The organism is Burkholderia thailandensis E264, from assembly GCF_000012365.1.
In the GTDB taxonomy this organism is placed as follows: Bacteria; Pseudomonadota; Gammaproteobacteria; order Burkholderiales; family Burkholderiaceae; genus Burkholderia; species Burkholderia thailandensis.
Window position 1 is genome coordinate 1142784 of sequence record NC_007650.1, and the last position, 22786, is coordinate 1165569.

Annotated in this window: 20 protein-coding genes and 1 pseudogene; 4 read left to right on the forward strand and 17 right to left on the reverse strand. The window is 68.3% G+C overall.

The window, feature by feature from the left end:
- Nucleotides 1-1031 precede the first annotated feature (1031 nt).
- The 8 genes from arsB to BTH_RS05015 all read right to left on the reverse strand — a co-directional run bounded on the left by arsB (nt 1032) and on the right by BTH_RS05015 (nt 8107).
- Nucleotides 1032-2102 carry an ACR3 family arsenite efflux transporter gene (gene arsB, locus BTH_RS04980; RefSeq protein WP_009896368.1) on the reverse strand — a complete coding sequence of 357 codons (1071 nt, stop codon included), beginning with the start codon at nt 2100-2102 and terminating at the stop codon, nt 1032-1034.
- Nucleotides 2103-2178: 76 nt separating this feature from the next.
- Nucleotides 2179-2673, reverse strand: coding sequence for an arsenate reductase ArsC (locus BTH_RS04985; protein ID WP_009896370.1), 495 nt, complete (start codon nt 2671-2673; stop codon nt 2179-2181).
- 34 nt (nt 2674-2707) lie between these two features.
- Nucleotides 2708-3187, reverse strand: a complete 480-nt coding sequence (locus BTH_RS04990) for an ArsI/CadI family heavy metal resistance metalloenzyme (protein ID WP_009896373.1) — start codon at nt 3185-3187, stop codon at nt 2708-2710.
- A complete protein-coding gene (locus tag BTH_RS04995; protein ID WP_009896374.1) occupies nt 3184-3519 on the reverse strand; it encodes an ArsR/SmtB family transcription factor in 336 nt (111 codons plus the stop codon). Before BTH_RS04995 ends, BTH_RS04990 begins: the two co-directional genes overlap by 4 nt.
- 345 nt (nt 3520-3864) lie before the next feature.
- Entirely contained in the window at nt 3865-4764 is a 900-nt protein-coding gene (locus tag BTH_RS05000) for an aminomethyltransferase (RefSeq protein WP_025370228.1), read from the reverse strand.
- 130 nt (nt 4765-4894) lie between these two features.
- Nucleotides 4895-5110 (reverse strand): hypothetical protein, encoded by a 216-nt coding sequence (locus BTH_RS05005; protein ID WP_009896379.1) that lies wholly within the window; start codon nt 5108-5110, stop codon nt 4895-4897.
- Between the two features lie 569 nt (nt 5111-5679).
- Nucleotides 5680-6867 carry a hypothetical protein gene (locus tag BTH_RS05010; RefSeq protein WP_223297106.1) on the reverse strand — a complete coding sequence of 396 codons (1188 nt, stop codon included), beginning with the start codon at nt 6865-6867 and terminating at the stop codon, nt 5680-5682.
- A 577-nt stretch (nt 6868-7444) separates the two neighbouring features.
- A complete protein-coding gene (locus BTH_RS05015; protein WP_009896383.1) occupies nt 7445-8107 on the reverse strand; it encodes an NADPH-dependent FMN reductase in 663 nt (220 codons plus the stop codon).
- A gap of 400 nt (nt 8108-8507) precedes the next feature.
- Here BTH_RS05015 and BTH_RS05025 point away from each other — a divergent pair.
- The 4 genes and pseudogenes from BTH_RS05025 to BTH_RS05040 all read left to right on the forward strand — a co-directional run bounded on the left by BTH_RS05025 (nt 8508) and on the right by BTH_RS05040 (nt 13197).
- A pseudogene (locus tag BTH_RS05025) lies at nt 8508-10137 on the forward strand (glycine betaine/L-proline ABC transporter ATP-binding protein).
- Nucleotides 10130-11032, forward strand: coding sequence for a choline ABC transporter permease subunit (choW, locus tag BTH_RS05030; RefSeq protein WP_009896389.1), 903 nt, complete (start codon nt 10130-10132; stop codon nt 11030-11032). Before BTH_RS05025 ends, choW begins: the two are co-directional and overlap by 8 nt.
- Nucleotides 11033-11147: 115 nt before the next feature.
- The gene (locus BTH_RS05035; RefSeq protein ID WP_009896391.1) at nt 11148-12146 is read left to right on the forward strand and encodes a GlxA family transcriptional regulator; all 999 of its coding nucleotides are present in this window, start codon (nt 11148-11150) and stop codon (nt 12144-12146) included.
- A 100-nt stretch (nt 12147-12246) separates the two neighbouring features.
- Nucleotides 12247-13197 carry a choline ABC transporter substrate-binding protein gene (locus BTH_RS05040; protein WP_009896393.1) on the forward strand — a complete coding sequence of 317 codons (951 nt, stop codon included), beginning with the start codon at nt 12247-12249 and terminating at the stop codon, nt 13195-13197.
- A gap of 270 nt (nt 13198-13467) precedes the next feature.
- On the opposite strand, the gene BTH_RS05045 is transcribed toward BTH_RS05040, so the two are convergent.
- The 9 genes from BTH_RS05045 to BTH_RS05085 all read right to left on the reverse strand — a co-directional run bounded on the left by BTH_RS05045 (nt 13468) and on the right by BTH_RS05085 (nt 22663).
- Nucleotides 13468-14469 carry a hypothetical protein gene (locus BTH_RS05045; protein ID WP_009896395.1) on the reverse strand — a complete coding sequence of 334 codons (1002 nt, stop codon included), beginning with the start codon at nt 14467-14469 and terminating at the stop codon, nt 13468-13470.
- A 205-nt stretch (nt 14470-14674) separates the two neighbouring features.
- On the reverse strand, nt 14675-15367 hold the full coding sequence (locus BTH_RS05050) for an aspartyl/asparaginyl beta-hydroxylase domain-containing protein (RefSeq protein ID WP_009896398.1): 693 nt from the start codon (nt 15365-15367) through the stop codon (nt 14675-14677).
- Between the two features lie 346 nt (nt 15368-15713).
- Entirely contained in the window at nt 15714-16685 is a 972-nt protein-coding gene (gene denD / locus BTH_RS05055) for a D-erythronate dehydrogenase (RefSeq protein WP_009896400.1), read from the reverse strand.
- Nucleotides 16682-17491: a 2-oxo-tetronate isomerase gene (gene otnI, locus BTH_RS05060; RefSeq protein WP_009896402.1), complete on the reverse strand. Its 810-nt coding sequence runs from the start codon at nt 17489-17491 to the stop codon at nt 16682-16684. The genes denD and otnI overlap by 4 nt, the downstream gene beginning before the upstream one ends.
- A 76-nt stretch (nt 17492-17567) precedes the next feature.
- The gene (locus tag BTH_RS05065; protein ID WP_009896404.1) at nt 17568-18890 is read right to left on the reverse strand and encodes an MFS transporter; all 1323 of its coding nucleotides are present in this window, start codon (nt 18888-18890) and stop codon (nt 17568-17570) included.
- A 103-nt stretch (nt 18891-18993) separates the two neighbouring features.
- Nucleotides 18994-19635, reverse strand: a complete 642-nt coding sequence (locus BTH_RS05070; protein ID WP_009896405.1) for an aldolase — start codon at nt 19633-19635, stop codon at nt 18994-18996.
- Nucleotides 19632-20975 (reverse strand): 3-oxo-tetronate kinase, encoded by a 1344-nt coding sequence (gene otnK, locus BTH_RS05075; protein WP_009896406.1) that lies wholly within the window; start codon nt 20973-20975, stop codon nt 19632-19634. The genes BTH_RS05070 and otnK overlap by 4 nt, the downstream gene beginning before the upstream one ends.
- A gap of 22 nt (nt 20976-20997) precedes the next feature.
- Nucleotides 20998-21888 carry an L-threonate dehydrogenase gene (ltnD, locus tag BTH_RS05080; protein ID WP_009896407.1) on the reverse strand — a complete coding sequence of 297 codons (891 nt, stop codon included), beginning with the start codon at nt 21886-21888 and terminating at the stop codon, nt 20998-21000.
- A 70-nt stretch (nt 21889-21958) separates the two neighbouring features.
- Nucleotides 21959-22663: a FadR/GntR family transcriptional regulator gene (locus BTH_RS05085; protein ID WP_009896409.1), complete on the reverse strand. Its 705-nt coding sequence runs from the start codon at nt 22661-22663 to the stop codon at nt 21959-21961.
- Nucleotides 22664-22786 lie beyond the last annotated feature (123 nt).

A 22786-nucleotide genomic window follows, 5' to 3' on the forward strand; every position in this document is an offset into this window, starting at 1 on the left:
TATTTTTGTGGGGATTTTCGGCGTAAGGGTGCGATGGGATTTGTTTCTTCGTCGGCGGGCCGGTTCGCGCGCTGCCGCGCGGGGCGGGCGTCTGCGGTGCGTTCCGCGAGATCCGATCATTCGCTCATCCCGCGAGGGAAATGTTCATAAAATAGAGATGCCTTCCAAACGTCTTTCGCTCATTTACGTGTCGCCGTTATATTGTCGGTAATCATTTCCAAGCAGATGTGCTTTGTCACAATGCTTTCGTATTGCTGTCGTAGCGGAGCGGGCGGGCACAATAGCAACCGATGTAGCCAGACCTGCATGACGACGCGCGCAAGCGCATATTGCCCCGCCCAGCCGCGCGCAAACATGCCGAGCCGCACGGACGCAAAAGGACGGCAGTTCTTACCGATTCCGATGCGAGGAACGCCTCTTTTTTAACAAAACGTCAGGTCGTCGTAACGTGACTTTGCTGCGGCGGGTGCGTCGATCGGTCGCGGTGGCGTGAGCGCGACATCGTTCGATCGGGCGTCAACGTGCGCGTGGAGGCATGTCTGACGCATCCGGGCAGTCGGCGCGGACGGGTGCCGCGCGATGATCGCGGCTTCGCCGTCGGTCAGGCGATCGGCCTGGTCAGCGGAGCGGCGGCGGGTGTCGAGGGCCGGCCCGGGCGAACGGCAACGGGGCAGGCAGTGTGACGGCGATCGGAATCGGATGCGCGCGATCGGATGGCGAGCATGAAGCCGCTCGAATCCGAGGCGCGCCATTTCGGATCGACAAGATCCAGTTCGGCGTGGGGTGGCGCTCGCGGTGTGGAGCGTCGCGAACGGAAACGCTCGTCGCGGCAACCCGGTCGCCACGCCTCCGGCGGCCTGGCGGCGCGGAGCTTGGCGGCACATCGGCACATCGGCACAGCGGGGCGGCGTGCAGCGTGCGGCTCGACGCCCGAGCGGCGAATCGTCGCGAGCGTATCGCGCGATGTCCCGCGATTCGGGGCGTGACGAATCGGCTCGCGATGTCCGTTACGGGTCGATTGCCGCGTTGGCTCAAGCGCGCTCGTACCAGCGTTTGGTCTGGTTGACGATGCGCACCACCAGCAGCATGACGGGCACCTCGATCAGCACGCCGACGACCGTCGCGAGCGCGGCGCCCGAATTGAAGCCGAACAGGCTGATCGCGGCCGCGACCGCCAGCTCGAAGAAGTTGGATGCGCCGATGAGCGCCGACGGGCAGGCGATATTGTGCTTCTCGCCGACCGCGCGGTTCAGCCAGTACGCGAGCGCCGAATTGAAGAACACCTGGATCAGGATCGGAACGGCGAGCAGCGCGATCACGAGCGGTTGCTTCAGGATCGCTTCGCCCTGGAACGCGAACAGCAGCACCAGCGTGGCGAGCAGCGCAACGATGGACCAGGGGCCGATCTTCTCCAGCGCGGCGTCGAGGGCCGCCCGTCCGTTCGCGAGCAGCAGCTTGCGACAGATCTGCGCGAGGATCACCGGAATGACGATGTAAAGCGCCACCGACGTGAGCAGCGTCGCCCACGGCACCGCAATCGCGGACATGCCGAGCAGCAGGCCCACCAGCGGCGCGAACGCGATCACCATGATGCTGTCGTTCAGCGCCACCTGCGAGAGCGTGAACAGCGGATCGCCGCCCGTCAGCCGGCTCCAGACGAACACCATCGCCGTGCACGGCGCGGCGGCGAGCAGGATCAGGCCGGCGATGTAGCTGTCGAGCTGCGCCGCCGGCAGCATCGGCGCAAAGAGCTGCTTGACGAACAGCCAGCCGAGAAAGGCCATCGAGAACGGCTTGACGAGCCAGTTCACGACGAGCGTGACGCCGATCCCCCTGATGTGCCGGCGCACCTCGTGCAGCGCGCCGAAGTCGACCTTGATGAGCATTGGGATGATCATCACCCAGATCAGCAGCCCCACGGGGAGGTTGACCTGCGCGTATTCCATTCGCCCGATGCGTTGGAACAGATCGGGGAACGCTTGGCCGAGGGCGACGCCGATGACGATGCACAGTGCGACCCAGACGGTCAGATAGCGTTCGAAGAAGTTGATGGCGGGCTTTGCGCCGGTTTTTCCCGGCGGAGCGACGTTGGCGGAGTTCATTGGGCGGCTCGATGGACGGGTATCGGTTCCGGCGATGCGGGCGGCACGCGGATTCGGCGGGCCGCCATCGGAATGGTCAGTTTTGCGAGATGTCGGTCAGGGCCGTCTGGAGATCGGCATCGCTCATGCGATCGAGAGGCAGCATCAGCAACTGCAGCATGCGGTAGCCGATCGCCTGGCGCGTGAGCTCGAAGGCGAGCCGCTTGCCCGCGTCGCCGCCCAATGCATCCGACGGATCGGCGTAGCCCCAATGCACTTTCACGGGACTGCCGGGCCAGTACGGGCAGGTCTCCGACGCAGCACTGTCGCATACCGTGATGACGATGCGCATGACGGGTGCGCCGTCGCCGGCGAATTCATCCCAGCTCTTGCTGCGGTAGCCGGCGGCCTCGACGCCCGCGCGCGTCAGCGCGTCCAGCGCGAACGGATTGAGCCGCCCGCTCGGCGCGCTGCCGGCGCTGTACGCGCGCACGTCCTTGCCGAGCTTCGCGGCCCAATGGTTGAGCATGCCTTCGGCGAGTACGCTGCGCGCCGAATTGTGCGTGCAGAGGATCAGTATGTTCGTGGTCATCGACGCAGTCCGCTTGTCGTTCGCTGGCCGACGCTCAGCAGCAGGAGGATTTCGCCGGCGCGCTGGCCGGCTGGCCGCACGACGAGACGCGGCGCGCGCGAGTGCCGCCGTTTGCCTCGGGGGCCTGCACCGCGCGCGATTCGCCGAAGGTCGGGACTTCGCCGAGCGTCCGGTACGCTTCCCATGCGATGCCTTGCGGATCGACGGTCCAGTATTTGTCGGAGCGCGCATAGCAGCATGCCGTTCCGATCTGCTCGTCGATGGGCAGGGCCGCGTGGTCGAGGCGTGCGCGCATTTCCGCAAGTTCGGCATCGTCTTCCGCCTGCATGCCGAGATGATCGAGCCCCGGCGCTGCGCCGCGCTGCGAGATCGCGAAATTGATGCGTGGATCGTCGAGCATCCATTTCGCGTAGTCGTCCTTGACGACGGTCGGCTCGACGGCGAACAACGCCGAATAGAAGCGGATGCTGTCTGCGAGATTCGCGACGCTGACGTGAACGTGGAAGCGTTTCATGATTGATGCTCTCTGGTTGGTGAACACACCGCCGCCGGCGAGCAGGGATTGCCGCCGCAGCAGTTCTCCGTGAGGTATGCGAGCAGGCCGTTCATCGTCGCGAAGTTCGCGCAATAGAAGACGAAACGGCCTTCCTGGCGGCTGGTGACGAGCCGCGCATGCGCGAGTTCCTTCAGGTGGAACGAGAGCGATGACGGGGGCACGTCCAGCAGCGCGGCAATCCGGCCGGCAGGCAGGCCCTGCGGTCCCGCTTGCACCAGCGCGCGGAAGACGGCGAGCCGGGACTCATGCGCGAGTGCCGCGAGCGCGGCGACGGTCTGATCGGTTTCCATGTTTCAATAATAGTCGAAATATCGAATTTTGAGCAAGCTTTCGATGTGCGCCGATGAGGGAGGGGCCGCCCCGGCAGGCGGTCGCGTCCGGCGTTCGAGACAAGGCGCAACGTGTCGGCGCGCGATTCGACACGTTGAATACAGGCAAGGACTTCGTGGCGCTCACGCTTCGCGCGGCGGCCATTGTTCGCGCCGGACGGCCTCGTCGATGCGAGCGCCGGGCGCGCGGGGCGAGGGAACGAAAGGGTGCCCGTCGCGCACCGGGGAGTGATGCGCCGCGCGCGGACGGCGTCGCGCTCGCGCGCGGGCGCGGTAACGCGTGGCGACGCGCACGATCTCGCGCGGCTATCTCCTGATGAAGCGCAGCGCGAACCGCGCGAGCCGCGGCACGATCGTCGGCCGCAGCAGCCGCGTGTCGTAGCCGGCCATCCGGCGGTCGTTCTCGGCAAGACACAGCTCGATCAACTCGCGCGGATTCAGTGCGTCGCCGACGGTTGCCGCCGTGTTGGCCGGAAAATTCGCATCGCGCGCGACGCCGTCGACGTCGGTGCCGCGAGCGATGCCGATGCGCTCCCAGATCAGGAACGCCCATACCGCGGCGACGCGCGCGAACAGCCACGGCCTGCGCCACCATCGCGTGTTGCGCCAGTACCATCCGAACCAGTTCGCGAAGAACAGGATGTGGCGGCCTTCCTCCTGGATCACGGGCTCGAATGTCTCGACGAGTTCTTCCGGGAAATAGCCGGAGCGCTGCGCGCAGCGGAACAGGCCGAATGCGAAGAAGCTGTCGATGCACTCGCTGAAACCGGTGACCATCCATGCCCATTCGGCGTCCTTCGGCGCCGGATACGCGGGCTCGCGCGCGAGCCGGATGCCGTACGCTTCGACGAGCTTCGAGAGCACGACCTTGTGGCGCGCTTCCTCCGCGGCGTCCATGTCGAGCGCGGCGCGCAGCAACGGATCGCTCACCGTCGCCGCGAACGTCGCGACGCGAATCGACGCGCGCCCTTCGGTCTGCACGGCGATGTCCCAGATCGGCAGCGACGTCAGGCGCTGAAGCGCTTCGGGGGGGAGGGCGGGCCAATCGATGACGGCCGGCTTGTACGGGTTGTGGGTATCGAGCAGCATCTTGCAGAACATCTGCTTGTGCGCGTCGGAACCGATTTGCACGGGGCCTCGACTCTCATGGACCCAGTTGCGCATAGCGTGATCCGCCGCTTGCTCTTGTCGCAGCGTGTCAGACATGGCTTGATTGGTATCGTGATGTCAGGAGCGGACGATTCTTGCATAGCTCGAGGAATCACGTATTTTGGCGGCCGTCGCCGCAGGCGCCGCCCGTCGGGGCCGCGCGTGCCGGCCGGCGGCGGCGACAGGCTCAACAGTGGGAGTCGACCCACAGGCGTCCCCAGCGGAACGCGTAGGCGAGCGCGTGTTCTTCGTCGAAAAAGAAATCGATGGCGTCGAACGAGTAGGCGCGCGCGGGCGCCGGGCCGGTTTTCTCGATCGTGAGGTTCGCGGCGAACAGGCCGTTCGGCAAGCGCGCCGCCGCGGGCGCGACCTCATAGCCCTTGTAGCGGATCGAACGATTCATGGCTTTCGCGAAGGTGGAACGAGACTGCAGCGTAAGCAATCGACGCGTGCGCGTGAACCAATCTTTATGCGTAAGCAAATCACCCGCTCGCGCGTTCTTTGACGATGCGAGAGCGATGGAATGACCGATGCTCCGACGCTGCGTCTACACGTCAACGGCCGGCATCGGGGCGCATGGCGCGCAGACGGGATCGGCGCGGCCGACGGGGGGCGGCCGCAAGCGGCGATGGCCGTTGCGGGTACGACGACGAGGGGGCGTGACGGACCGGGGCGGGCGTGTTTGCAGCCGGTCGTATCGATTGCTCCCGGACGGCAGCGGGATCTGACCTGACGCGCGATCGGTGTCGCGCGGGTGACGCGCAACCGCGCAAGCGGGCCGCCATACGCCGGGCTGTCGCGCGAAACGCGTGGCGTGGCTGCGCCACGCGGGCGGCAAGTCGGATGCCGCACGGATATCGCGCCGCGCGTCCGCCCCGCCCGCGTTCGTGCCGTCGAGGAGCGTCGCGAAGGGATCGGTCGAGGGGGCGGCGGGGCCGCGGGGCAGGTGGCCGAGAACCGGATCAACCGTGCTTATCGAAACCTCGGAGAAGCCGGGTCCGGTACGCGTTGATGGCCCTGGAACAATTCAGACATCAGTTCAGTGGCCGCTCCCTGGCCGAACAGATGCCCTGCGTCTCTTTGGCCCGCTCCGAGTACGTCGTGGCGGCGCATGGATTGGCCGAGATAGGTCAGCGCGCCCTCGATCACTTCCACCGTGCTGTGGTAGCCGAGGCCGACCAGGAACGCGCATGCGCCCGCCGCGCGCGCGAGATGCTGCACTTGCTGCGCGGGAGAATGCACCTGCATGGGGTCGTGATGCTCGGCGCGCGTCTCGAGGCGCGTATGCAGCGTTCCGACGAATTGCCGTTCGGCCGGCTCGCCGCGCAGCATGTCCCAGGTCTGCAGGATTTCCGCGGGCGATCCGGACATGTGTCCGGCAAAAGGCTCGACGGTGCCGTCGACGCGATTCTCGGCAATATGGGCGACATCCCATTGGGTGGGGGGAATGCGTGCATGACGGGGAACGCCAATGATCTCGTCGGCGTCCTCTCCCAGATTGTGTATGCCGGTGCGATCGAAATGCGCGGCGGCCGGCCGGGTTCTTTCGGCTGTCTTGTCCGGCCCGACCGCGCGAGACCCGCCTTCCTCCTGCACACTCTGGATGGAGCGGGGGGGCGGCGGAGCCAGTCCTGCCTCTGCGAGCCTTTCGGAGAGGTTCGCGCGAAGTCGTACGGACGCTTCAGGAAGGCGATCGGTGCCCGTGGTCGCGCCGGTCGCCGCATACAGAGCGCCGATGTCCCCCATGAGCGCGATGACGATCGCTCGATCGTGCGCGGACGAACGATCGGGGGTCCGGCCGACCCGACTGAGCACGTCGAGCAACGCGCTGGGGGACCGACCGGGCATCAATCCTTCCGCTCCGAACAGGCGGGCCCCCAGGGCCTGCTTGTCCTGGGCGTCCAGCGCCGCGTAGATTGGGTGCAGACTGTTTGCGGCTTGACCGAGTTCGTGTCGCAGCGACTCGCTCGGCTGGTACAGAACCTGTCTGGCGGCGGTGGTTTGTAGCGCCGCCAGTTGCCGCGTGTCGCCGCACGTTTCCGAACGTGTGGCGGGATCGACATGCTTGACGGCCGCCCGCGCGGCGCCGGGCGCGCCTGGCGACGGCATCGCGAGCGACGGTTGCGCGATGGCGGTTGCGCCCGGGCTTTTGGAAGGCAAATGACTTAGCACGCCTGACGGAGGTTGCCGGCCGGATGGCGACGAACGCGCGGACACCGGATCGCCCGGAGCGCGGTCGGAATCCGAATTCGCTTGCCCGCAGCTCGGATGACCGATGCCGCTAACGCTTGAGTCCATGGTGGCGGTTGATGATCGAGAAGAGTGGTGCGAGCCCTTCACGCGTCCTGTGCTCACGGGGCTTGCATGCGAGAGCGTATGGCTCACGGTATTTCGCTTCCGGAGCGGGCGCCGGCGCGTTTGCGAATTGCGGTCTGCGGAAGCGAACGTCCTTCTCGGATCGGCCGCTCGGTTGAATCGCCGAGGCAATGACGGCGACCATCGGGGCGCTCGATTGATTCGCCGGAATTCCGGATGCGCGACGGCGGCCTTCTCCGGATGGCCGAGGCGTTTCGCATGACGCCGGGCGCGCCGGCCGCAGCGGGCTCCGACGCGCTTGGGCGAAACGTGGCGGCAAGGGCTTCGAGCAGGCCGCGGGGCATCGCCGCTCGTTCGCCTTGCAGGTCCGCTCCGCCGGTCCGTTGTCGCCGTCTTCGCGGGCGGGGCCGGCGTGCGCTCTTCAGTTCGTCGCCGCTTCCAGCGCAGGCGCGAGCGCGTTGCCGTTCGTGACGCGAGTTGCCGCTCGGTGCGACGCGAACGCGAGCGCGAATTCAGCGGCCTGCGCGCCGACGGTTTCGAGTTGCGCGGCGACCTTCGAATCCGAGCAGCCGTCGAATGTCTCGAAACGGGTTTCGAGCGTGTTGACCGCCGCGCCGAACGGCGTCGGCCAGCCGCGCAGCGCGTGGACGATCGCGCGCAGCGACGTCAGCACGGTGCCCGCCGCCTGCCAGCCGTATGCGGTGACGATGCAGCCGACCGCGCGCCCGTCGAGATACGGGCGCTCGTCGGCGCGCAGTTCCTCGAGCGTATCGAGCGCGTTCTTCACGAGACCGGACACGCCGCCGTGGTAGCCGGGCGTCGCGATGACGATCGCGTCGGCCGCGCGCACCGCGTCGATCAGCTCGCGCTGCGCGTCGGTGAGCGCGCGGCATTCGGGCGCGTAGTGCGGCAGCGTATGCAGGAACGGGCCGTCGAACAGGCGGGTGCGGGCGCCCGCGGCCTGCGCGCCGCGCAGCGCGAAGCCGAGTGCGCGCTCGGTCGACGAAGCCGCGCGGGTCGTGCCGCCGATGCCGACGATGAATGGTCGGCGGTGTTGATCGAATGCGGTCAAAGTGCGCTCCATGAGGGTGCGGCGCCTGGCGGGTGCAGGCCGAGCGTTGCATGTTAGCGATCCGATCGGCGCGCGGGAAACGACTTTTCGTTCTATCGATATACCCGTCGGCCGCTCGCGCGGCTTCGCGCGCAATGCAATTGGATAGCAGAAATGCTTGGTTGGGATGCGGCCGCCCGGCCCATATGATCGCTTCCGTCTCCTCCATGAAACTTCTCTGACATGGGTTGGCCCCGCCGGTCGGAATGTCGGCGGGGCTTTTTTTCGTTCGCGCGATCGAGCGTGCGCGCGGCGAGATGCCTGCGTCCGCCAAGCCGCGCGCCGGACGCGTTCGGCGCGTTGCCGCCGAGCGTTCCGAAGTCGACGACGATGGTCGATCGTCATCGAAGACGAAGCGGGGCCTGCGTCCCGGCTGCGTCGCCGATTCCGGCGAGCAAGGCGCGCATCGCTGCGCATGCCCGCGATTAGGTCTGCGGAAATCCCGCGCGCGCCGATTGCCGCCGCGTCGCCGCGTCCGGCAAAAAACGACAAATGTCCGACGACTCAAAGCCGAACGCCGAGCAGGCGGGCCGCGCGTCAAGGCCCGCGATGCGGCGTCGCGCAAACCCGGTGCGAGCGATCCCGCGCGGCGCATGGGCGCGCGTGGCCGCGCGGCGCGTCCGTCACGGCCGCTCCGCGTGCGCTGCGGCGCGTCATGCGGATCTGCGGGGCCTTTTGCCAGCGCTTCGAAACGGTCGTTCGCAGCACTTGTATCGACGTGTCGTATTTGCGCAAGCGTTTGTCGCAATTCGTCGGCTGCACGGGGTTTTTTCTGGCAACCATGTAGGCACGCTGTGACGGCGTATTTCCCCGCTCAACGAGGAGACGTTGCAATGGATGCACCGAAGGTCGTGGTCGATGGTCTGTGCAAGGTGTTTGGAAGCAATCCGCGGCAAGCGCTGGACATGCTCGCCGCAGGCGCGACGAAGGATGAAGTGTTCGCGCGCACGGGCCAGGTGGTCGGCGTGCACAACGTATCGTTCGACGTGCGGGAGGGCGAGATTTTCGTGCTGATGGGCCTGTCCGGCTCCGGCAAGTCGACGCTGATCCGGCTCGTCAACCGGCTCGTCGAGCCGAGCGCGGGCAAGGTGATGATCGACGGGCGCGACGTCGCCGCGGTGCGCCGCGCGGAGTTGACCGCGCTACGCCGCACCGACATGAGCATGGTGTTCCAGTCGTTCGCGCTGATGCCGCAGCGCACGGTGCTGTCGAACGCCGCGTTCGGCCTCGAAGTGGCCGGCATGGGCCGCAAGGACCGCGAGCGGCGCGCGATGGACGTGCTCGAGCAGGTGGGCCTCGCGCCGTTCGCGCACAAGCTGCCCGCCGAGCTGTCGGGCGGCATGCAGCAGCGCGTCGGCCTCGCGCGCGCGCTCGCGGTGAACCCGTCGCTGATGATCATGGACGAGGCGTTCTCCGCGCTCGATCCGTTAAAGCGCAAGGAAATGCAGAACGTGCTGCTGCAGCTCCAGAAGGAGCAGCGCCGCACGATCATGTTCGTGTCGCACGATCTCGAGGAGGCGCTGCGCATCGGCAGCCGGATCGCGATCATGGAGGGCGGCCGGCTCGTGCAGGTCGGCACGCCGCAGGAAATCATCGCGAACCCCGCCGACGACTATGTGCGCGCGTTCTTCGAAGGCATCGACACGAGCCGCTACCTGACCGCGGGCGACCTGATGCTCACGGGCGCCGTGCCGACCGTGTCGAAGCTCGATGCGACGCACGTGGCCGCGTCGCTGAACGGCAGCGCCGAATATGCGTTCGTGCTCGACGAGGCGCGCAAGATCCGCGGCTTCGTCACGCGCGACGCGCTGAACGGCGCGCCGCCGAAGGTGCGCCAGGTCGAGAGCATTCCGCGCGACGCGACGCTCGATCACGTCGTCGAGCGATGCGTCGCGCATCCGCACGCGCTGCCCGTCGTCGACGACGACGGCTGTTACTGCGGCTCGGTCGATCGGGCCGTGCTTCTGAAAGCCATCACGCGTTCGCGAGGTTCCCATGTCTGAACTCATTCCGCTCGGTAGCTGGGTCGACCAGTCGGTTCACTATCTGCTCGACCACGACGCGAAGACGTTCGATGCGATCGGGCGCGCCATCGAAGGGCTCGCGGCGCTCGTCGAGCACAGTCTGCAAGCCGTGCCGATGTGGCTGATGATGGCGATCTTCATCGGCGTCGGGCTCTGGCGCGTCGGCTGGCGTTTCGCGATCTTCACCGCCGCGTCGCTGTTCCTGATCTTCGCGACGGGCTTCTGGGATCAGACGGTCGTCACGCTCGGCCTTACGCTGTCGTCGACGATCGTGAGCCTCGTGCTCGGCATTCCGCTCGGCATCTGGGCCGCGAAGAGCAAGTGGGTCGCGGCGATCGTGCGGCCGATCCTCGACCTGATGCAGACGATGCCCGCGTTCGTCTACCTGATTCCGGCCGCGATGCTGTTCGGCCTCGGCCGCGTGCCGGGCATCCTGTCGACGGTGATCTTCGCGATGCCGCCCGCCGTGCGCCTGACGAGCCTCGGCATCCGCCACGTGAACCGCGAGATCGTCGAGGCGGGGCAGGCGTTCGGCTGCACGCCGTGGCAACTGCTGTACAAGGTGCAGTTTCCGAATGCGCTGCCGTCGATCATGCAGGGCGTGAACCAGACGATCATGATGGCGCTGTCGATGGTGATCATCGCGTCGATGGTCGGCGCGGGCGGCCTCGGCAACGACGTGCTCGCGAGCATCCAGCGCCTCGACATCGGCCTCGGCTTCGAAAGCGGCCTGTCGGTCGTGCTGCTCGCGATCATCCTCGATCGCATCACCGAGAGTTTCGGCCGCGCGCCGGGCACGGCGAAGGCGCCGCTCTTCTCGGGGTTCCGGCAACTGTTCGGCCCGCGCTCGCGCTCGTCGGTCGCGCAGGCCTGACGTTTTCCGCCTTCGCTCGCTTCCTCGGTTTTTTCCGTTTCGCCGATCCGGCCGTCTCCGGCGGGCCCGCCCGCCGCCGGAGCGGCTTCGTGCAACCCGTTCGCTGGAGAACGATGTGACGTCCGCCGCCGCTGCCGCCCCTGCCGCCTGCGCCAGGCCGGTTTCCTCGGTCGAGCATTTCGGGTTCCTGACGTTGCCGAATTTCTCGATGATCGCGTTCACGAGCGCGGTCGAGGTGCTGCGCATGGCGAACTACGTCGCGCGCGCGGACCATTACCGCTGGTCGATCTTCTCGCTCGACGGCGCGCCCGTGCGCGCGAGCAACGGGATCGCGGTGCGGCCGACGCAGCCGCTCGACGTCGGCGATCCGCCCGACGTGGTGATCGTCTGCGGCGGCATCCGGATTCGCGAGGCGGCGGACGAGCGGGTGCGCGACGCGCTCGGCGCGCTCGCCGCGCGCGACGTGCCGCTCGGCGGCATCTGCACGGGCGCGTATGCGCTGATGGCGTGCGGGCTGCTCGACGGCTACCGGTGCGCGGTGCACTGGGAGAACCTGTCCGCGCTGCACGCGGAGTTTCCGCAGGTGCGTTTCGCCGACGAGCTGTTCGTCGTCGATCGCGACAGGCTCACCTGCACCGGCGGCACCGCGCCGCTCGACCTGATGCTGAACCTCGTCGGCGCGCGGCTCGGGCAGCCGCTCGCCGCGCAGGTGTCCGAGCAGTTCATTCTCGAGCGCATCCGCGGCGCGACCGATCCGCAGCCGATCCCGGTCGACGCGCGCGTCGGTTTCTCGCGCGCGGAGCTGATCGAGGTGGTGCGGCTGATGGAGGCGAACATCGAGGAGCCGCTGTCGCTCGAGGAGCTCGCGCGGCTCGTGCGGCTGTCGCAGCGGCATCTGCAGCGGATGTTCAAGATCTATCTGAACGTGTCGCCGACGCACTACTACCTGACGCTGCGCCTGAAGCGCGCGCGCGATCTGCTGCGCACGACCGACGCATCGATCGCGCACGTGACGACGATCTGCGGCTTTCACTCGCCGTGCCATTTCAGCAAGGCGTACCGCGCGCAGTTCGGCCATGCGCCGAGCCACGAGCGGCGCGTGTCGGCGCGCTGAGCGCGTCGCTACAAACGCGCGGCCGCCGGGGTCGCGGCGCGCGTGCCAGCCACGAACCGATCCCATGTTGACGACATCTTTGTTGATGAGGAGAAGCACGATGAAGCGAAATCTGATCGCGGCGGCCTGTGGGCTCGCCATCGCGGCCGCGCCGTTCGCGAGCGCCCAGGCGGGCGATCCGCCGACCTGCAAGGCGGTGCGCTTTGCGGACGTCGGCTGGACCGACATCGCCGCGACCACGGGGCTCGCGTCGACGATGCTCGCCGGGCTCGGCTACGCGCCGACGAAGACGATCGCTTCGGTGCCGATCACGTTCGCGGGGATCAAGAGCAAGCAGATCGACGTGTTTCTCGGCTACTGGTCGCCGACGATGGACCCGATGATCGCGCCGTTCACGAAGGCGGGCACGATCAAGGTGCTCGCCACGCCGAACCTGACGGGCGCGAAGTACACGCTCGCCGTGCCCGATTACGTGTATCAGGGCGGCCTGAAGTCGTTCGCCGACATCCAGAAGTACGCGGACAAGCTCAACGGCAAGATCTACGGGATCGAGCCCGGCAACGACGGCAACGCGCTCATCAAGAAGATGATCGACGCCAACCAGTTCGGCCTCGGCAAGTTCAAGCTCGTCGAATCGAGCGAGGCGGGGATGCTCGTCGAGGTGAACCGCGCGATTCGCGACAAGCAGTGGATCGTGTTCCTCGGCTGGGAACCGCATCCGATGAACGTGCAGATGAAGATCGACTATCTGAGCGGCGGCGACGACGTGTTCGGCCCGAACTACGGCGAGGCGAAGGTGCTGACCGCGACGCCGCCCGATTACGCGGCGCGCTGTCCGAACGTCGCGAAGTTCGTGTCGAACCTGCAGTTCTCGACGTCGATCGAGAATCACGTGATGCTGCCGATCATGAACAAGGAGGACCCGAACAAGGCGGCGGCCGAGTGGCTGAAGGCGAATCCGCAGTCGCTCGACAAGTGGCTGGCCGGCGTGACGACGTTCGACGGCAAGCCGGGGTTGCCCGCCGTCAAGCACTACCTCGGCATTCAGTAACGTCCGCACGCGTCGTACGGTGCGGGCGTGTCGCCCGCGCCGCGCGCCGCGCCGCCGAACCGGCTTCGGCATGCGCCGTTGCGCCGAGCCGGTTCGGCGTGGTGTTTCATCGAGGCGCTTCGTCGCTGCGTTCGCGCTCGCGCTCACGTGTTGTTCGCGCCCCGTCGCGGTCCTGTCGAAGCCGCCGTCGGCGAAGGCGGCGATCTTCGCGCGACTGCCGCCGGGCGGCGAGCGATCGGGCGCGTGCGGCGCCTTTACGCCGCCGCGGGATCAGAAGAAATCGAGCGCGCCGAACACCTTGTTCGCCGTCTGCTTCGCGTCGGGCGACAGATTGCTGTCTTCGACCGCCTGCTTCGCGACCGACGTGCCGACGTTCTTGACGACGCTCAGCACGGCCGACACCGGATTGAAGCGGCCCTTCGTGACGATGTCGACGACCGCCTTGCCGATGCCCTTGAACACCGCGCCGATGTACTTGCCGGCCTGCTCGAAGCCCCATTGGAGGTTGTCCTTGTTGGTGCCGTCGAGCCGCACGTGCGTGTCGCTCGTCTGGTCGAGCTGGTGCCCGGTTGCGCGCAGATGCTGCCAGCCGCCGCTGCCCACGACGTCCTGCAACAGGCCCGCTTCGGTGCCGTGCCGTGCGTCGCCGTCCTTCGTGAACCCGTCGATCTTGCCGTCGCCGACGACGCTGTCCGGCCGCTCGCCGCCTTCGCGGTTCTTCGAGCTCTTCACGTACGTGAGCAGCGCCGCGGCCTTGTACGCCTGATCGGGATTGTTGTACATGTCGCCGCCGACGAACTGGTTCAGCTTGTCGCGGATTCCGCTCTGGTTGCCCAGATGCTTGAGGAGCGGATTGTCGTCGATGATTTGCTGCGCGGTGCGGTTGTCGCCGGGCGGGCGTTTCGTCGATTCGTTCGGCATCTGCGTCGCGAAGCGCGCCATCGACGGGTCCGGCGACGCAACGCAGCGCGCGGGCGGGGCGTCGTCCGGCACATCGTCCGGCGCATCGGCGAGCGGCGGCGGATCGTCGGCATCGGCCGGTGGCGTCGTTGTCGCGAGCCGCAACGGCAATTGCGGCGATTGCAGTAGCCATCGCGGCGACAGTTGCCGCGAATCGGGCTCGCCGGCGTCGTGCGTCGCATGCCGCAGCAATTTGTGCAATTGTTGCCGGACGTCGGCGTGGATTGCGAACGGCCGCCGCTCGTCGCCGAGCGCGGCCGGGAGGTTCGTCGCGAGCGGGGCGCTGACGATGTCGCTGCAGATTCGGATCATGACGGAGTGCGGAAAGGTGGCCGGCAGCGGGCGATGCCTTGATGTTAGTGGCGACGCGGCGCGACGCGTCCGTGCGATGCGAAGCGCGCGCGCGGGAAGCGAAGCGGGCGGCGGCGCGCGTTGCCGACGCCTTTGAGCGCACGGCCGGTGCAAGCCCTCCCGCAAGCCCCCGTCAGCAAGCCCGTCATTCGCGTGAATTGCGGCCCTAGACCGGAATCGCGCCGCCGCGCAGCCGGATCGCGACGCGCACGAGCCGGATCAGCGCGCCCGACAGCAGCGCGAGCGCGGGCGGCAGATCGCGGCGGCGGATGTCGAGCAGCAGCACGATCCGCACGTCGCCGCTCTCGTTCCAGACCTCATGCTCGAACGTGTCGTCCCAGAGCAGGAACTGGCCTTCGCGCAGCCGGTGGTCGCGGCCGTCGATCCTCAGCACGGCGGCCGGCGTGCCGTTCTCGCGCACCGGCATCGACAGCACCAGATAGCCGCGCAGAATGCCGCGAAACGGCCCGCGATGCGGCGGGATGTGCTTGCCGGGCGCGAGGAACGAGAACGACGCGGACAGCACGTCGGGCGACGCCGCGACGATCGACGCGAGCGTCGGGCAACGTTCGATGTTCTGCGCGAAGCGCACGCCGTACGCCTGCATGATGAACATCCGCCAGTCGCGCGCGTCGTTCGCCGAGATCGCCGCCTGCTCGCGCATGATTTCGTGGAAGCGTGGAATCCGGCTCAGGTCGCGCGACACGGCGAGCGCCTCGCTGCGGATCGCACGCCACGCGCGCGTGAAATGCGCGGCGTCCGGGAACAGCGCGGCCGTGTCCAGCACGGCGCCGCAGTGCAGCCGTCGGTCGTAAAGGGCGCGCAGCTTGCGCGCGCCGAAATCGTAGAGGGCAGCCATATCCCAACCGTTCGTCGGGCCGATGCGTCGTGCGCGCGGCCGGTCGTTCGGCCGCTCGTTCGCGCGTCCGGCGGCACGCGGGCGCGAAATCGAGGACCGGGTTCTTATAACCATAGTCGCAAATGCGGCCGGTTGCGCATGCATCGGCGGCCCGTGTCGCGCGGATGCAGCAGGACAGGCTGGCGGAAGCGCTCGCCGGGCGCCGCGGCGCTTCGTCTTGTCATTGCGCCGGCCGTGCCGCGCCGGTTGTCGTCCGGGGCGTCCGGGGCGGCCGTACGGCTGTAGCGCCCGGGGAGCGGCGCGGGCGGGCATCGCGGCTTGGCGTCGGCCGGCGGCGAGCGGCGGCTTATTGCCGATCGTCCTCGATGTAGCCGCGAATCACTTCGGCGAAGCTCGCGTCGCCGCTCAGGCCGAGCGCCTCGGCGCGCGACGTGTCCCAGCGCCCCGGCCAACTGCCGACGATCTTCACGACGCGCGCGTCCTCGGCACGCCGGATCAGCTTCACCGCTTCGATGCCGGCGACCTCGCGCAGCGCGTCGATCATCTCGTCGACCGTCACCGAGATCCCCGGCAGGTTGATCGTGCGCCGGTTGCCGAGCAACGCGCCGTCGAGCTCGCAGCCGGCGACGAGCGCGTCGATCGCGCGGCGCGGCGACAGCAGCCACAGCCGCGTGTCGCCTGGCACCGGGCACACCGCTTCCTCGCCGTTCAGCGACTCGCGGATGATCCCGCTCGCGAACGACGAAGCCGCCGCGTTCGGCCGGCCCGGCCGCACGCTGATCGTCGGCAGCCGCAGCACGCGGCCGTCGACGAAGCCGCGGCGCGCGTAATCGCACAGCAGCAGCTCGGCGATCGCCTTCTGCGCGCCGTACGACGATTGCGGATTGAGCGCGGTGTCGTCCCGCACGAGCTCGGGCAGCGCGCCGCCGTACACCGCGACGGAGCTCGTGAACACGACGCGCGGCCGGTGGCCGCGCGCGCGGCACACATCGAGCAACAGCCGCGACGCATCGAGGTTGATCCGCATCCCGAGGTCGAAATCGGCTTCCGCCTGGCCGCTGACGATCGCCGCGAGATGGAAGACCGCGTGCGTGCGCGCGTCGATCGCGGCGTCGAGCACCGCGCGATCGGCGATGTCGCCGACGATCGCCGTCACGCGCGGATCGCCGAAGTCATGGCCCTTCACGACGTCGAGCAGCACGAGCTCGTCGATGCGCTCGGGCGCGCCGTTCGGGCCGGCGAGCTCGCCGCGCGCGAGCAGCCGTTTCGCGAGACGCTGGCCGAGAAAGCCGGCGCCGCCAGTGATGAGAACCTTCATCGCAATGTGCCTCGTGAGAATGCGGGAGATGACAGGTACGGCGCGAGCCAGCCGAGGCCCTCGGAGGTGCCGGCCTTCGGCCGATACTCGCAGCCGATCCAGCCGTCGTAGCCGAGCGCGTCGATCAGCTCGAACAGGTACGGATAGTGGATTTCGCCGACGTCCGGTTCGTGACGCTCCGGCACGCCCGCGATCTGGATGTGGCCGATGCCCGCGATGTCGCGCTTCAATTTCATCGCCAGGTCGCCTTCGACGATCTGGCAGTGATAGCAGTCGAACTGCACCAACAGGTTCGGCGCGCCGACTTCGCGGCAGATCGCCTGTGCGTCGTCCTGGCGGTTCAGGAAGAAGCCCGGCATGTCGCGCGGGTTGATCGGCTCGATGACGATCGTCACGTTCTGCGCGCGCGCCGCTTCGGCCGCGTGCGCGAGGTTGCGCAGATACACGTCGCGATGCCGCGCGCGATCCTGCGCCGGCGCGATCAGGCCCGCCATCACGTGGAGCTTGTCGTTGCCGATCACGCGCGCGTAGTCGAGCGCGGTGTCGATCGCGCGCCTGAATTCGTCCTCGCGGCCCGGCAGCGACGCGATCCCGCGCTCGCCCGCCGCCCAGTCGCCGGGCGGCGCGTTGAAGAGCGCCTGCACGAGGCCGTGCGCGTCCAGGCGCGACTTCAGCTCGGCGGCGGGGAAGTCGTACGGGAACAGGTACTCGACCGCCTTGAAGCCGTCGCGTGCCGCGGCGGCGAAGCGGTCGAGAAACGCGTGCTCGTTGTACATCATCGTGAGGTTGGCGGCGAAGCGTGGCATGGCGTCGGTTCCAGGGCCGGAGGTTGAAGGGCGAGGGCGGGCGCATTCCGGCACGCGGCGTCCCGCCCGAGATCGATTATCGGTTGACGAGCTTCGCCGGTGTGAGCCACACCGCGATCGAGCCGATCACGAGCATCGCGGCGAGCACGTGCATGCCGGCCGACGTGCTGTTCGTCGCGTCCTTCAGATAGCCGATCAGATAGGGGCTCGCGAAGCCGGCGAGGTTGCCGATCGAGTTGATGATCGCGATGCCGGCCGCCGCGCCCGTGCCCGCGAGGAACGCGGTGGGCAGCGACCAGAAGAGCGGCGCGCAGGTCAGCACGCCGCCCGCGGCGATCGACAGGAACACGACCGACACGGCGGTGTCGTGCGAATACGCGGCGGCCACCGAGAAGCCGACGGCGCCCATCAGCGCGGGCACGATCAGGTGCCAGCGGCGCTCGCGACGCTTGTCCGCGCTGTGGCCGAACAGGTTCATCGCGACGATCGCGAACGCGAACGGAATCGCGCTCAGCAGGCCGATCTGCAGCGTATCGGTGATGCCCGTCGATTTGACGAGCGTCGGCATCCAGAACGTGAGCCCGTACTGGCCGGTGACGAACGTGAAATAGATCAGCGACATCCACCACATGCGCGGATCGCGCAGCACGCTCGCGAGCGAATGCGCGTGCCTGTCGCGCTCGTGCGGCTGCGCTTCGATCTCGTCGGTCAGGAGTCTCTTCTCGCGCTCGGTGAGCCACTTCGCGCCGCGGATGTCGTTGTCGAGATAGAGGATCGTCGCGATGCCGATCGCGATCGCGGGCACCGCCTCGATCACGAACATCCATTGCCAGCCGTGAAAGCCCGAGCCGCCGTGGAACCGCTCGATGATCCAGCCGGACAGCGGATTGCCGAAGATGCCGGAGACCGGAATCGCCGACATGAACACCGCGATGATCTTCGCGCGGCGATGCGTCGGGAACCAGTACGTGAGGTACAGGATCACGCCCGGATAGAAGCCCGCTTCCGCGAGGCCGAGCAGGAAGCGCAGCACGTAGAACTGCGTCGGCGTTTTCACGAACGCGAACAGCGCGGACAGCAGGCCCCACGTGATCATGATCCGGGCGATCCAGATGCGCGCGCCGAGCCGGTGCATCAGCATGTTGCTCGGCAGCTCGAACAGGAAATAGCCAAGGAAGAAGATGCCCGCGCCGAGGCCGAACACCGTCTCGCTGAACGCGAGATCCTGCGACATCTGCAGCTTCGCGAAGCCGACGTTCACGCGGTCCAGGTATGCGACCACGTAGCAGAGCATCAGGAACGGCACGATGCGCCAGAACACTTTCTTGTACGTGAGGTCGAGCTCGGCCTGTCCGGCCGCCTCGAGCGGCCGGGCCGCGGCTGCTTGGCTGGGAATCATTTCCGCTGTCTCCATGAGTTGTCGACGCCGGCCGCTTGCGCGCGGCCGTGCGCTTTGTCGTGTGCTGGTGAATGGGCCCGCGCACACGGCGGGCAGGACTGCGTTACCAGCGCGCGCCGAACGCGTCGCGCAATTCGGCCAGCGCGGACTCGCCGAGCGGCTCGGGTTTCGGATGCGTGATCAGCCAGAGACGCGCGGTCTCCTCGAGTTCCTCGAGCGCGTACGATGCGTGCGCGACCGACGGGCCCCAGACGACGGGGCCGAGCCGCTCGAGCAGCACGCCGCGCACGCGATCGGCGAGCGCCGCGACTTCGGCGGCCACCGCCGGGTCGCCCGGCCGGCGATAGCGAATGAGCGGAATGTGGCCGACCTTCATCACGTAGTACGGCGTGATCGGCGGCAGCACGTCGGCCTCGCTCCAGACGCCCGCGAGCGTGAGCGCGACGAGGTGCGTCGAGTGCGTGTGGACGATGCCGCGCGCTTCGGCGTTGCGCGCGTAGATCCCGCGATGCAGCGCGAGCGTCTTCGACGGCTTGCCGCCCGATACCGCGTGGCCCGCGAGATCGACCTTCGCGATGTCGGCCGGGTCGAGCCGGCCAAGGCACGCATCGGTCGGCGTGATGAGCCAGCCGTCGTCGAGCTTCGCGCTGATGTTGCCCGCGCTGCCGGCCGCGTGGCCGCGCGCGTAGAGGCTCGCGCCGATCTCGCAGATCTCGTCGCGCAGTTTCGTCTCGACGGTGCTCATGCGGCGCCCTCCAGCGCGCGCAGCGCCTTCTCGAAGAAGTCGATCGAGCCGAAGTTGCCGGACTTCAGCGCGAGGCCGAGCGGCTGCGCGCGGGGCGTTTCGCGGGGGCTTCCTTCGGTCGCTCCACCGGGGCTTCCTTCGGTCGTCGCGGCGGCGGGCACGCCGGGGTCGATCTGCGCGCCGATCCGCAGCGCCTTCACGCCGAGCGCCTGCACGACCGCGCCGGACGTTTCGCCGCCCGCGACGACGAACTTGCGCACGCCGAGCTCGCGCAGTCCGCGTGCGATCGCGGCAAGCGTCGCCTCGACGAGATGGCCGGCGGCTTCGACGCCGAGCGCCTGCTGCACCTGCTTCACTTCGTCGGGCGCGGCCGTCGCGTAGATCAGCACCGGCTGCGGCAGATGCAGGCGCGCGAACGCGAGCGCCTGTTCGACGACAGGCTCGCCGCGCGCGGCCGCGAGCGGATCGATCCGGAACGCCGGGCGCGCGGCGCGCCACGCCGCGACCTGCGCGTTGGTCGCCTTCGAAGCGCTGCCGGCGAGCACCGCCGACGCGCCTTCGATCGCGGGCAGCGCGGCCGCGTCGCCGCGCTCGGGCAACAGAGCGCCGAGCCGGAAGTTCGACGGCAGCCCGAGCGCGACGCCGGAGCCGCCCGTGATGAGGGGCAGGTCCGCGCACGCCTCGCCGAGCACGTACAGATCGAGGTCGGTCAGCGCGTCCGCGATCGCAATCCGCACGCCTTCGCGGCGCAGCGTGTCGATCGTCTCGCGCACGGCGGACGTGCCGAGCGCGATCGCGTCGTGGCGGATCAGGCCGACCTTCGAGCGCGTCTGCCGCTGCAGCACGCGCACGAGGTTCGCATCCTTCATCGGCGTGAGCGGATGGTTTTCCATCCCCGATTCGCTGAGCAGCGCATCGCCGACGAACAGATGGCCGCGATACACGGTGCGGCCGTTTTCAGGAAACGCGGGGCACGCGATCGTGAACGCGTGCTCGCCGCCCAGCGCGTCGAGCAATGCGTCGGCGACGGGGCCGATGTTGCCCGCGTCGGTCGAATCGAAGGTCGAGCAGTATTTGAAGAAGAACTGGCGGCAGCCCTGCGCGCGAAGCCACTCGAGCGCGGCGAGCGATTGCGCGACCGCATCGGCGGCGGCAATCGTGCGCGACTTCAGCGCGACGACGATCGCATCGGCTTGCACGGGCGCGCCGGCGGCCGGCACGCCGATCGTCTGCACGGTGCGCATGCCGCTCTTGACGAGCATGTTCGCGAGATCGGTCGCGCCGGTGAAATCGTCGGCGATGCAGCCGAGCAGGGGGCGAAAGGCTTGATCGGTGCTCATGGCGGCGGAGATCTCCGGGAAATCAGCGGCGCGCCGGCAGTGCGATGCCGGGGAAGGTCTTGATGACGGCCGAGTCGTCCTCGCCGCCGTGGCCCGCGCTCGACGCGCTCATGAACATCTGGTGCGCGGCGGCCGACAGCGGCAGCGGGAATGTGGTGCGGCGCGCGGTGTCGAGCACGAGGCCGAGATCCTTCACGAAGATGTCGACGGCCGACAGCGGCGTGTAGTCGCCGTTCAGGATGTGCGGCACGCGGTTCTCGAACATCCACGAATTGCCGGCGCTGTGCGTGATCACGTCGTACAGCGCGTCGGGGTCGACGCCTTCGCGCAGCCCGAGCGCCATCGCCTCGGCCGCCGCCGCGATGTGCACGCCCGCGAGCAACTGATTGATGATCTTCACCTTCGAGCCCGCGCCGTGCGCGTCGCCGAGCCGGTAGACCTTGCCCGCGATCGCGGCGAGCACGTCATCGCACGCCTCGTACGCGGCGGCGGGGCCCGACGTCATCATCGTCATCTCGCCCGCCGCCGCGCGCGCGGCGCCGCCCGACACGGGCGCGTCGAGCATCAGCAGGCCGGCCGCCGCGAGCCGCGCGCCGAGCTGGATCGCGAACTCCGGCGCGACCGTCGCGCTCGAGATCACGACGCCGCCGCGCGGCATCGCGGCCGCGGCTCCGCGCTCGCCGAACAGCACCGCATCGGTTTGCTCCGCGTTGACGACGAGCGTGATCACGACGTCGCACCGCGCGCCGAGCTCGGCGGGCGTCGCGCAGCGCACGCCGCCTTCGGCGGCGAAGGCGGCGAGCACGTGCTCGCGCACGTCGCATGCGTGCACGCGAAAGCCCGCGCGCAACAGCGAGCGCGCGACGCCCAGGCCCATCGCGCCCAGTCCGATGACGCCAACATTCCGTGACATGGTCAAAACCTTCCTGTCGATTCGTTCGGGAGGCGATCCGCGCGCGCCGTGCGGCCGCGCGCGGATCGGATCAGCAAATGCCGGCTTCGGCGAGACGGCGCGCCGCGTTGTACATGTGCGCGCGGGCCGCGTTGCGGGCGGCGGACGGATCGCGCGCGCGGATCGCGTCGGCGATCGCCGCATGCTCCTCGCGCACCTGCCGCGAGAAGTCCTCGCGGGTGGCCTCGTTGCCGCGCGTGACCTTCACGCCAGCCTCGAGGTACTGATTCAGGAAGCTGAGCGTCTTCAGGAAATACGGATTGCCGGTGACGCTCGCGATCATCCGGTGGAACGCCACGTCCTCCGCGACGCCGTCGCGGCCTTCGGCCACCGCGTCGTCGATCTTCGCGAGCGCGGCGTCGATGTCCTCCATGTCCTCGTCGGTGCGATGGAGCGCGGCTTCGGCGGCCACTTCGGCCTCGATCGCGCGGCGCACCGCGAGCAGGTGCGGCAGCGCGCTCGCCTCGACCGCCTCCGCGTAATCGATCCGCAGCGGCCGGATCGCCGCGTGCTGCGCGATGTAGACGCCGCTGCCCTGGCGCGGCTCGACGACGCCCTCGTTCTTCAGGCGCGAGATCGCCTCGCGGATCACCGTGCGGCTCACGCCGAACTCCTGCGCGAGCACCGCTTCGGTCGGCAGCTTGCCGGTGCCGGCGAAGCTGCCGATCTCGATCTGCTTCAGAAGCTGCTGGGCGACCGTGTCGCTCATCGCCCGGGTCGGGATTTTTTCGAACATGGCGAAAGTTTTGTCATGTGATATGGTCATCATACAACTTGGAGATCGGGTGGGCATTCGGGATAACCCTTGGGGGCGGGTTTTGGCGAAACCGCGCACGGGCGGCCAGAATAGAAGTTTTCC

Bases quoted from the DNA above. Each gene is read 5' to 3' on its own strand.
- arsB (WP_009896368.1), bottom strand. From the start codon at position 2,102: ATGAACTCCGCCAACGTCGCTCCGCCGGGAAAAACCGGCGCAAAGCCC.
- BTH_RS04985 (WP_009896370.1), bottom strand. From the start codon at position 2,673: ATGACCACGAACATACTGATCCTCTGCACGCACAATTCGGCGCGCAGC.
- BTH_RS04990 (WP_009896373.1), bottom strand. From the start codon at position 3,187: ATGAAACGCTTCCACGTTCACGTCAGCGTCGCGAATCTCGCAGACAGC.
- BTH_RS04995 (WP_009896374.1), bottom strand. From the start codon at position 3,519: ATGGAAACCGATCAGACCGTCGCCGCGCTCGCGGCACTCGCGCATGAG.
- BTH_RS05000 (WP_025370228.1), bottom strand. From the start codon at position 4,764: ATGTCTGACACGCTGCGACAAGAGCAAGCGGCGGATCACGCTATGCGC.
- BTH_RS05005 (WP_009896379.1), bottom strand. From the start codon at position 5,110: ATGAATCGTTCGATCCGCTACAAGGGCTATGAGGTCGCGCCCGCGGCG.
- BTH_RS05015 (WP_009896383.1), bottom strand. From the start codon at position 8,107: ATGGAGCGCACTTTGACCGCATTCGATCAACACCGCCGACCATTCATC.
- choW (WP_009896389.1), top strand. From the start codon at position 10,130: ATGTCTGAACTCATTCCGCTCGGTAGCTGGGTCGACCAGTCGGTTCAC.
- BTH_RS05040 (WP_009896393.1), top strand. From the start codon at position 12,247: ATGAAGCGAAATCTGATCGCGGCGGCCTGTGGGCTCGCCATCGCGGCC.
- BTH_RS05045 (WP_009896395.1), bottom strand. From the start codon at position 14,469: ATGATCCGAATCTGCAGCGACATCGTCAGCGCCCCGCTCGCGACGAAC.
- BTH_RS05050 (WP_009896398.1), bottom strand. From the start codon at position 15,367: ATGGCTGCCCTCTACGATTTCGGCGCGCGCAAGCTGCGCGCCCTTTAC.
- denD (WP_009896400.1), bottom strand. From the start codon at position 16,685: ATGAAGGTTCTCATCACTGGCGGCGCCGGCTTTCTCGGCCAGCGTCTC.
- otnI (WP_009896402.1), bottom strand. From the start codon at position 17,491: ATGCCACGCTTCGCCGCCAACCTCACGATGATGTACAACGAGCACGCG.
- BTH_RS05065 (WP_009896404.1), bottom strand. From the start codon at position 18,890: ATGATTCCCAGCCAAGCAGCCGCGGCCCGGCCGCTCGAGGCGGCCGGA.
- BTH_RS05070 (WP_009896405.1), bottom strand. From the start codon at position 19,635: ATGAGCACCGTCGAGACGAAACTGCGCGACGAGATCTGCGAGATCGGC.
- otnK (WP_009896406.1), bottom strand. From the start codon at position 20,975: ATGAGCACCGATCAAGCCTTTCGCCCCCTGCTCGGCTGCATCGCCGAC.
- ltnD (WP_009896407.1), bottom strand. From the start codon at position 21,888: ATGTCACGGAATGTTGGCGTCATCGGACTGGGCGCGATGGGCCTGGGC.
- BTH_RS05085 (WP_009896409.1), bottom strand. From the start codon at position 22,663: ATGTTCGAAAAAATCCCGACCCGGGCGATGAGCGACACGGTCGCCCAG.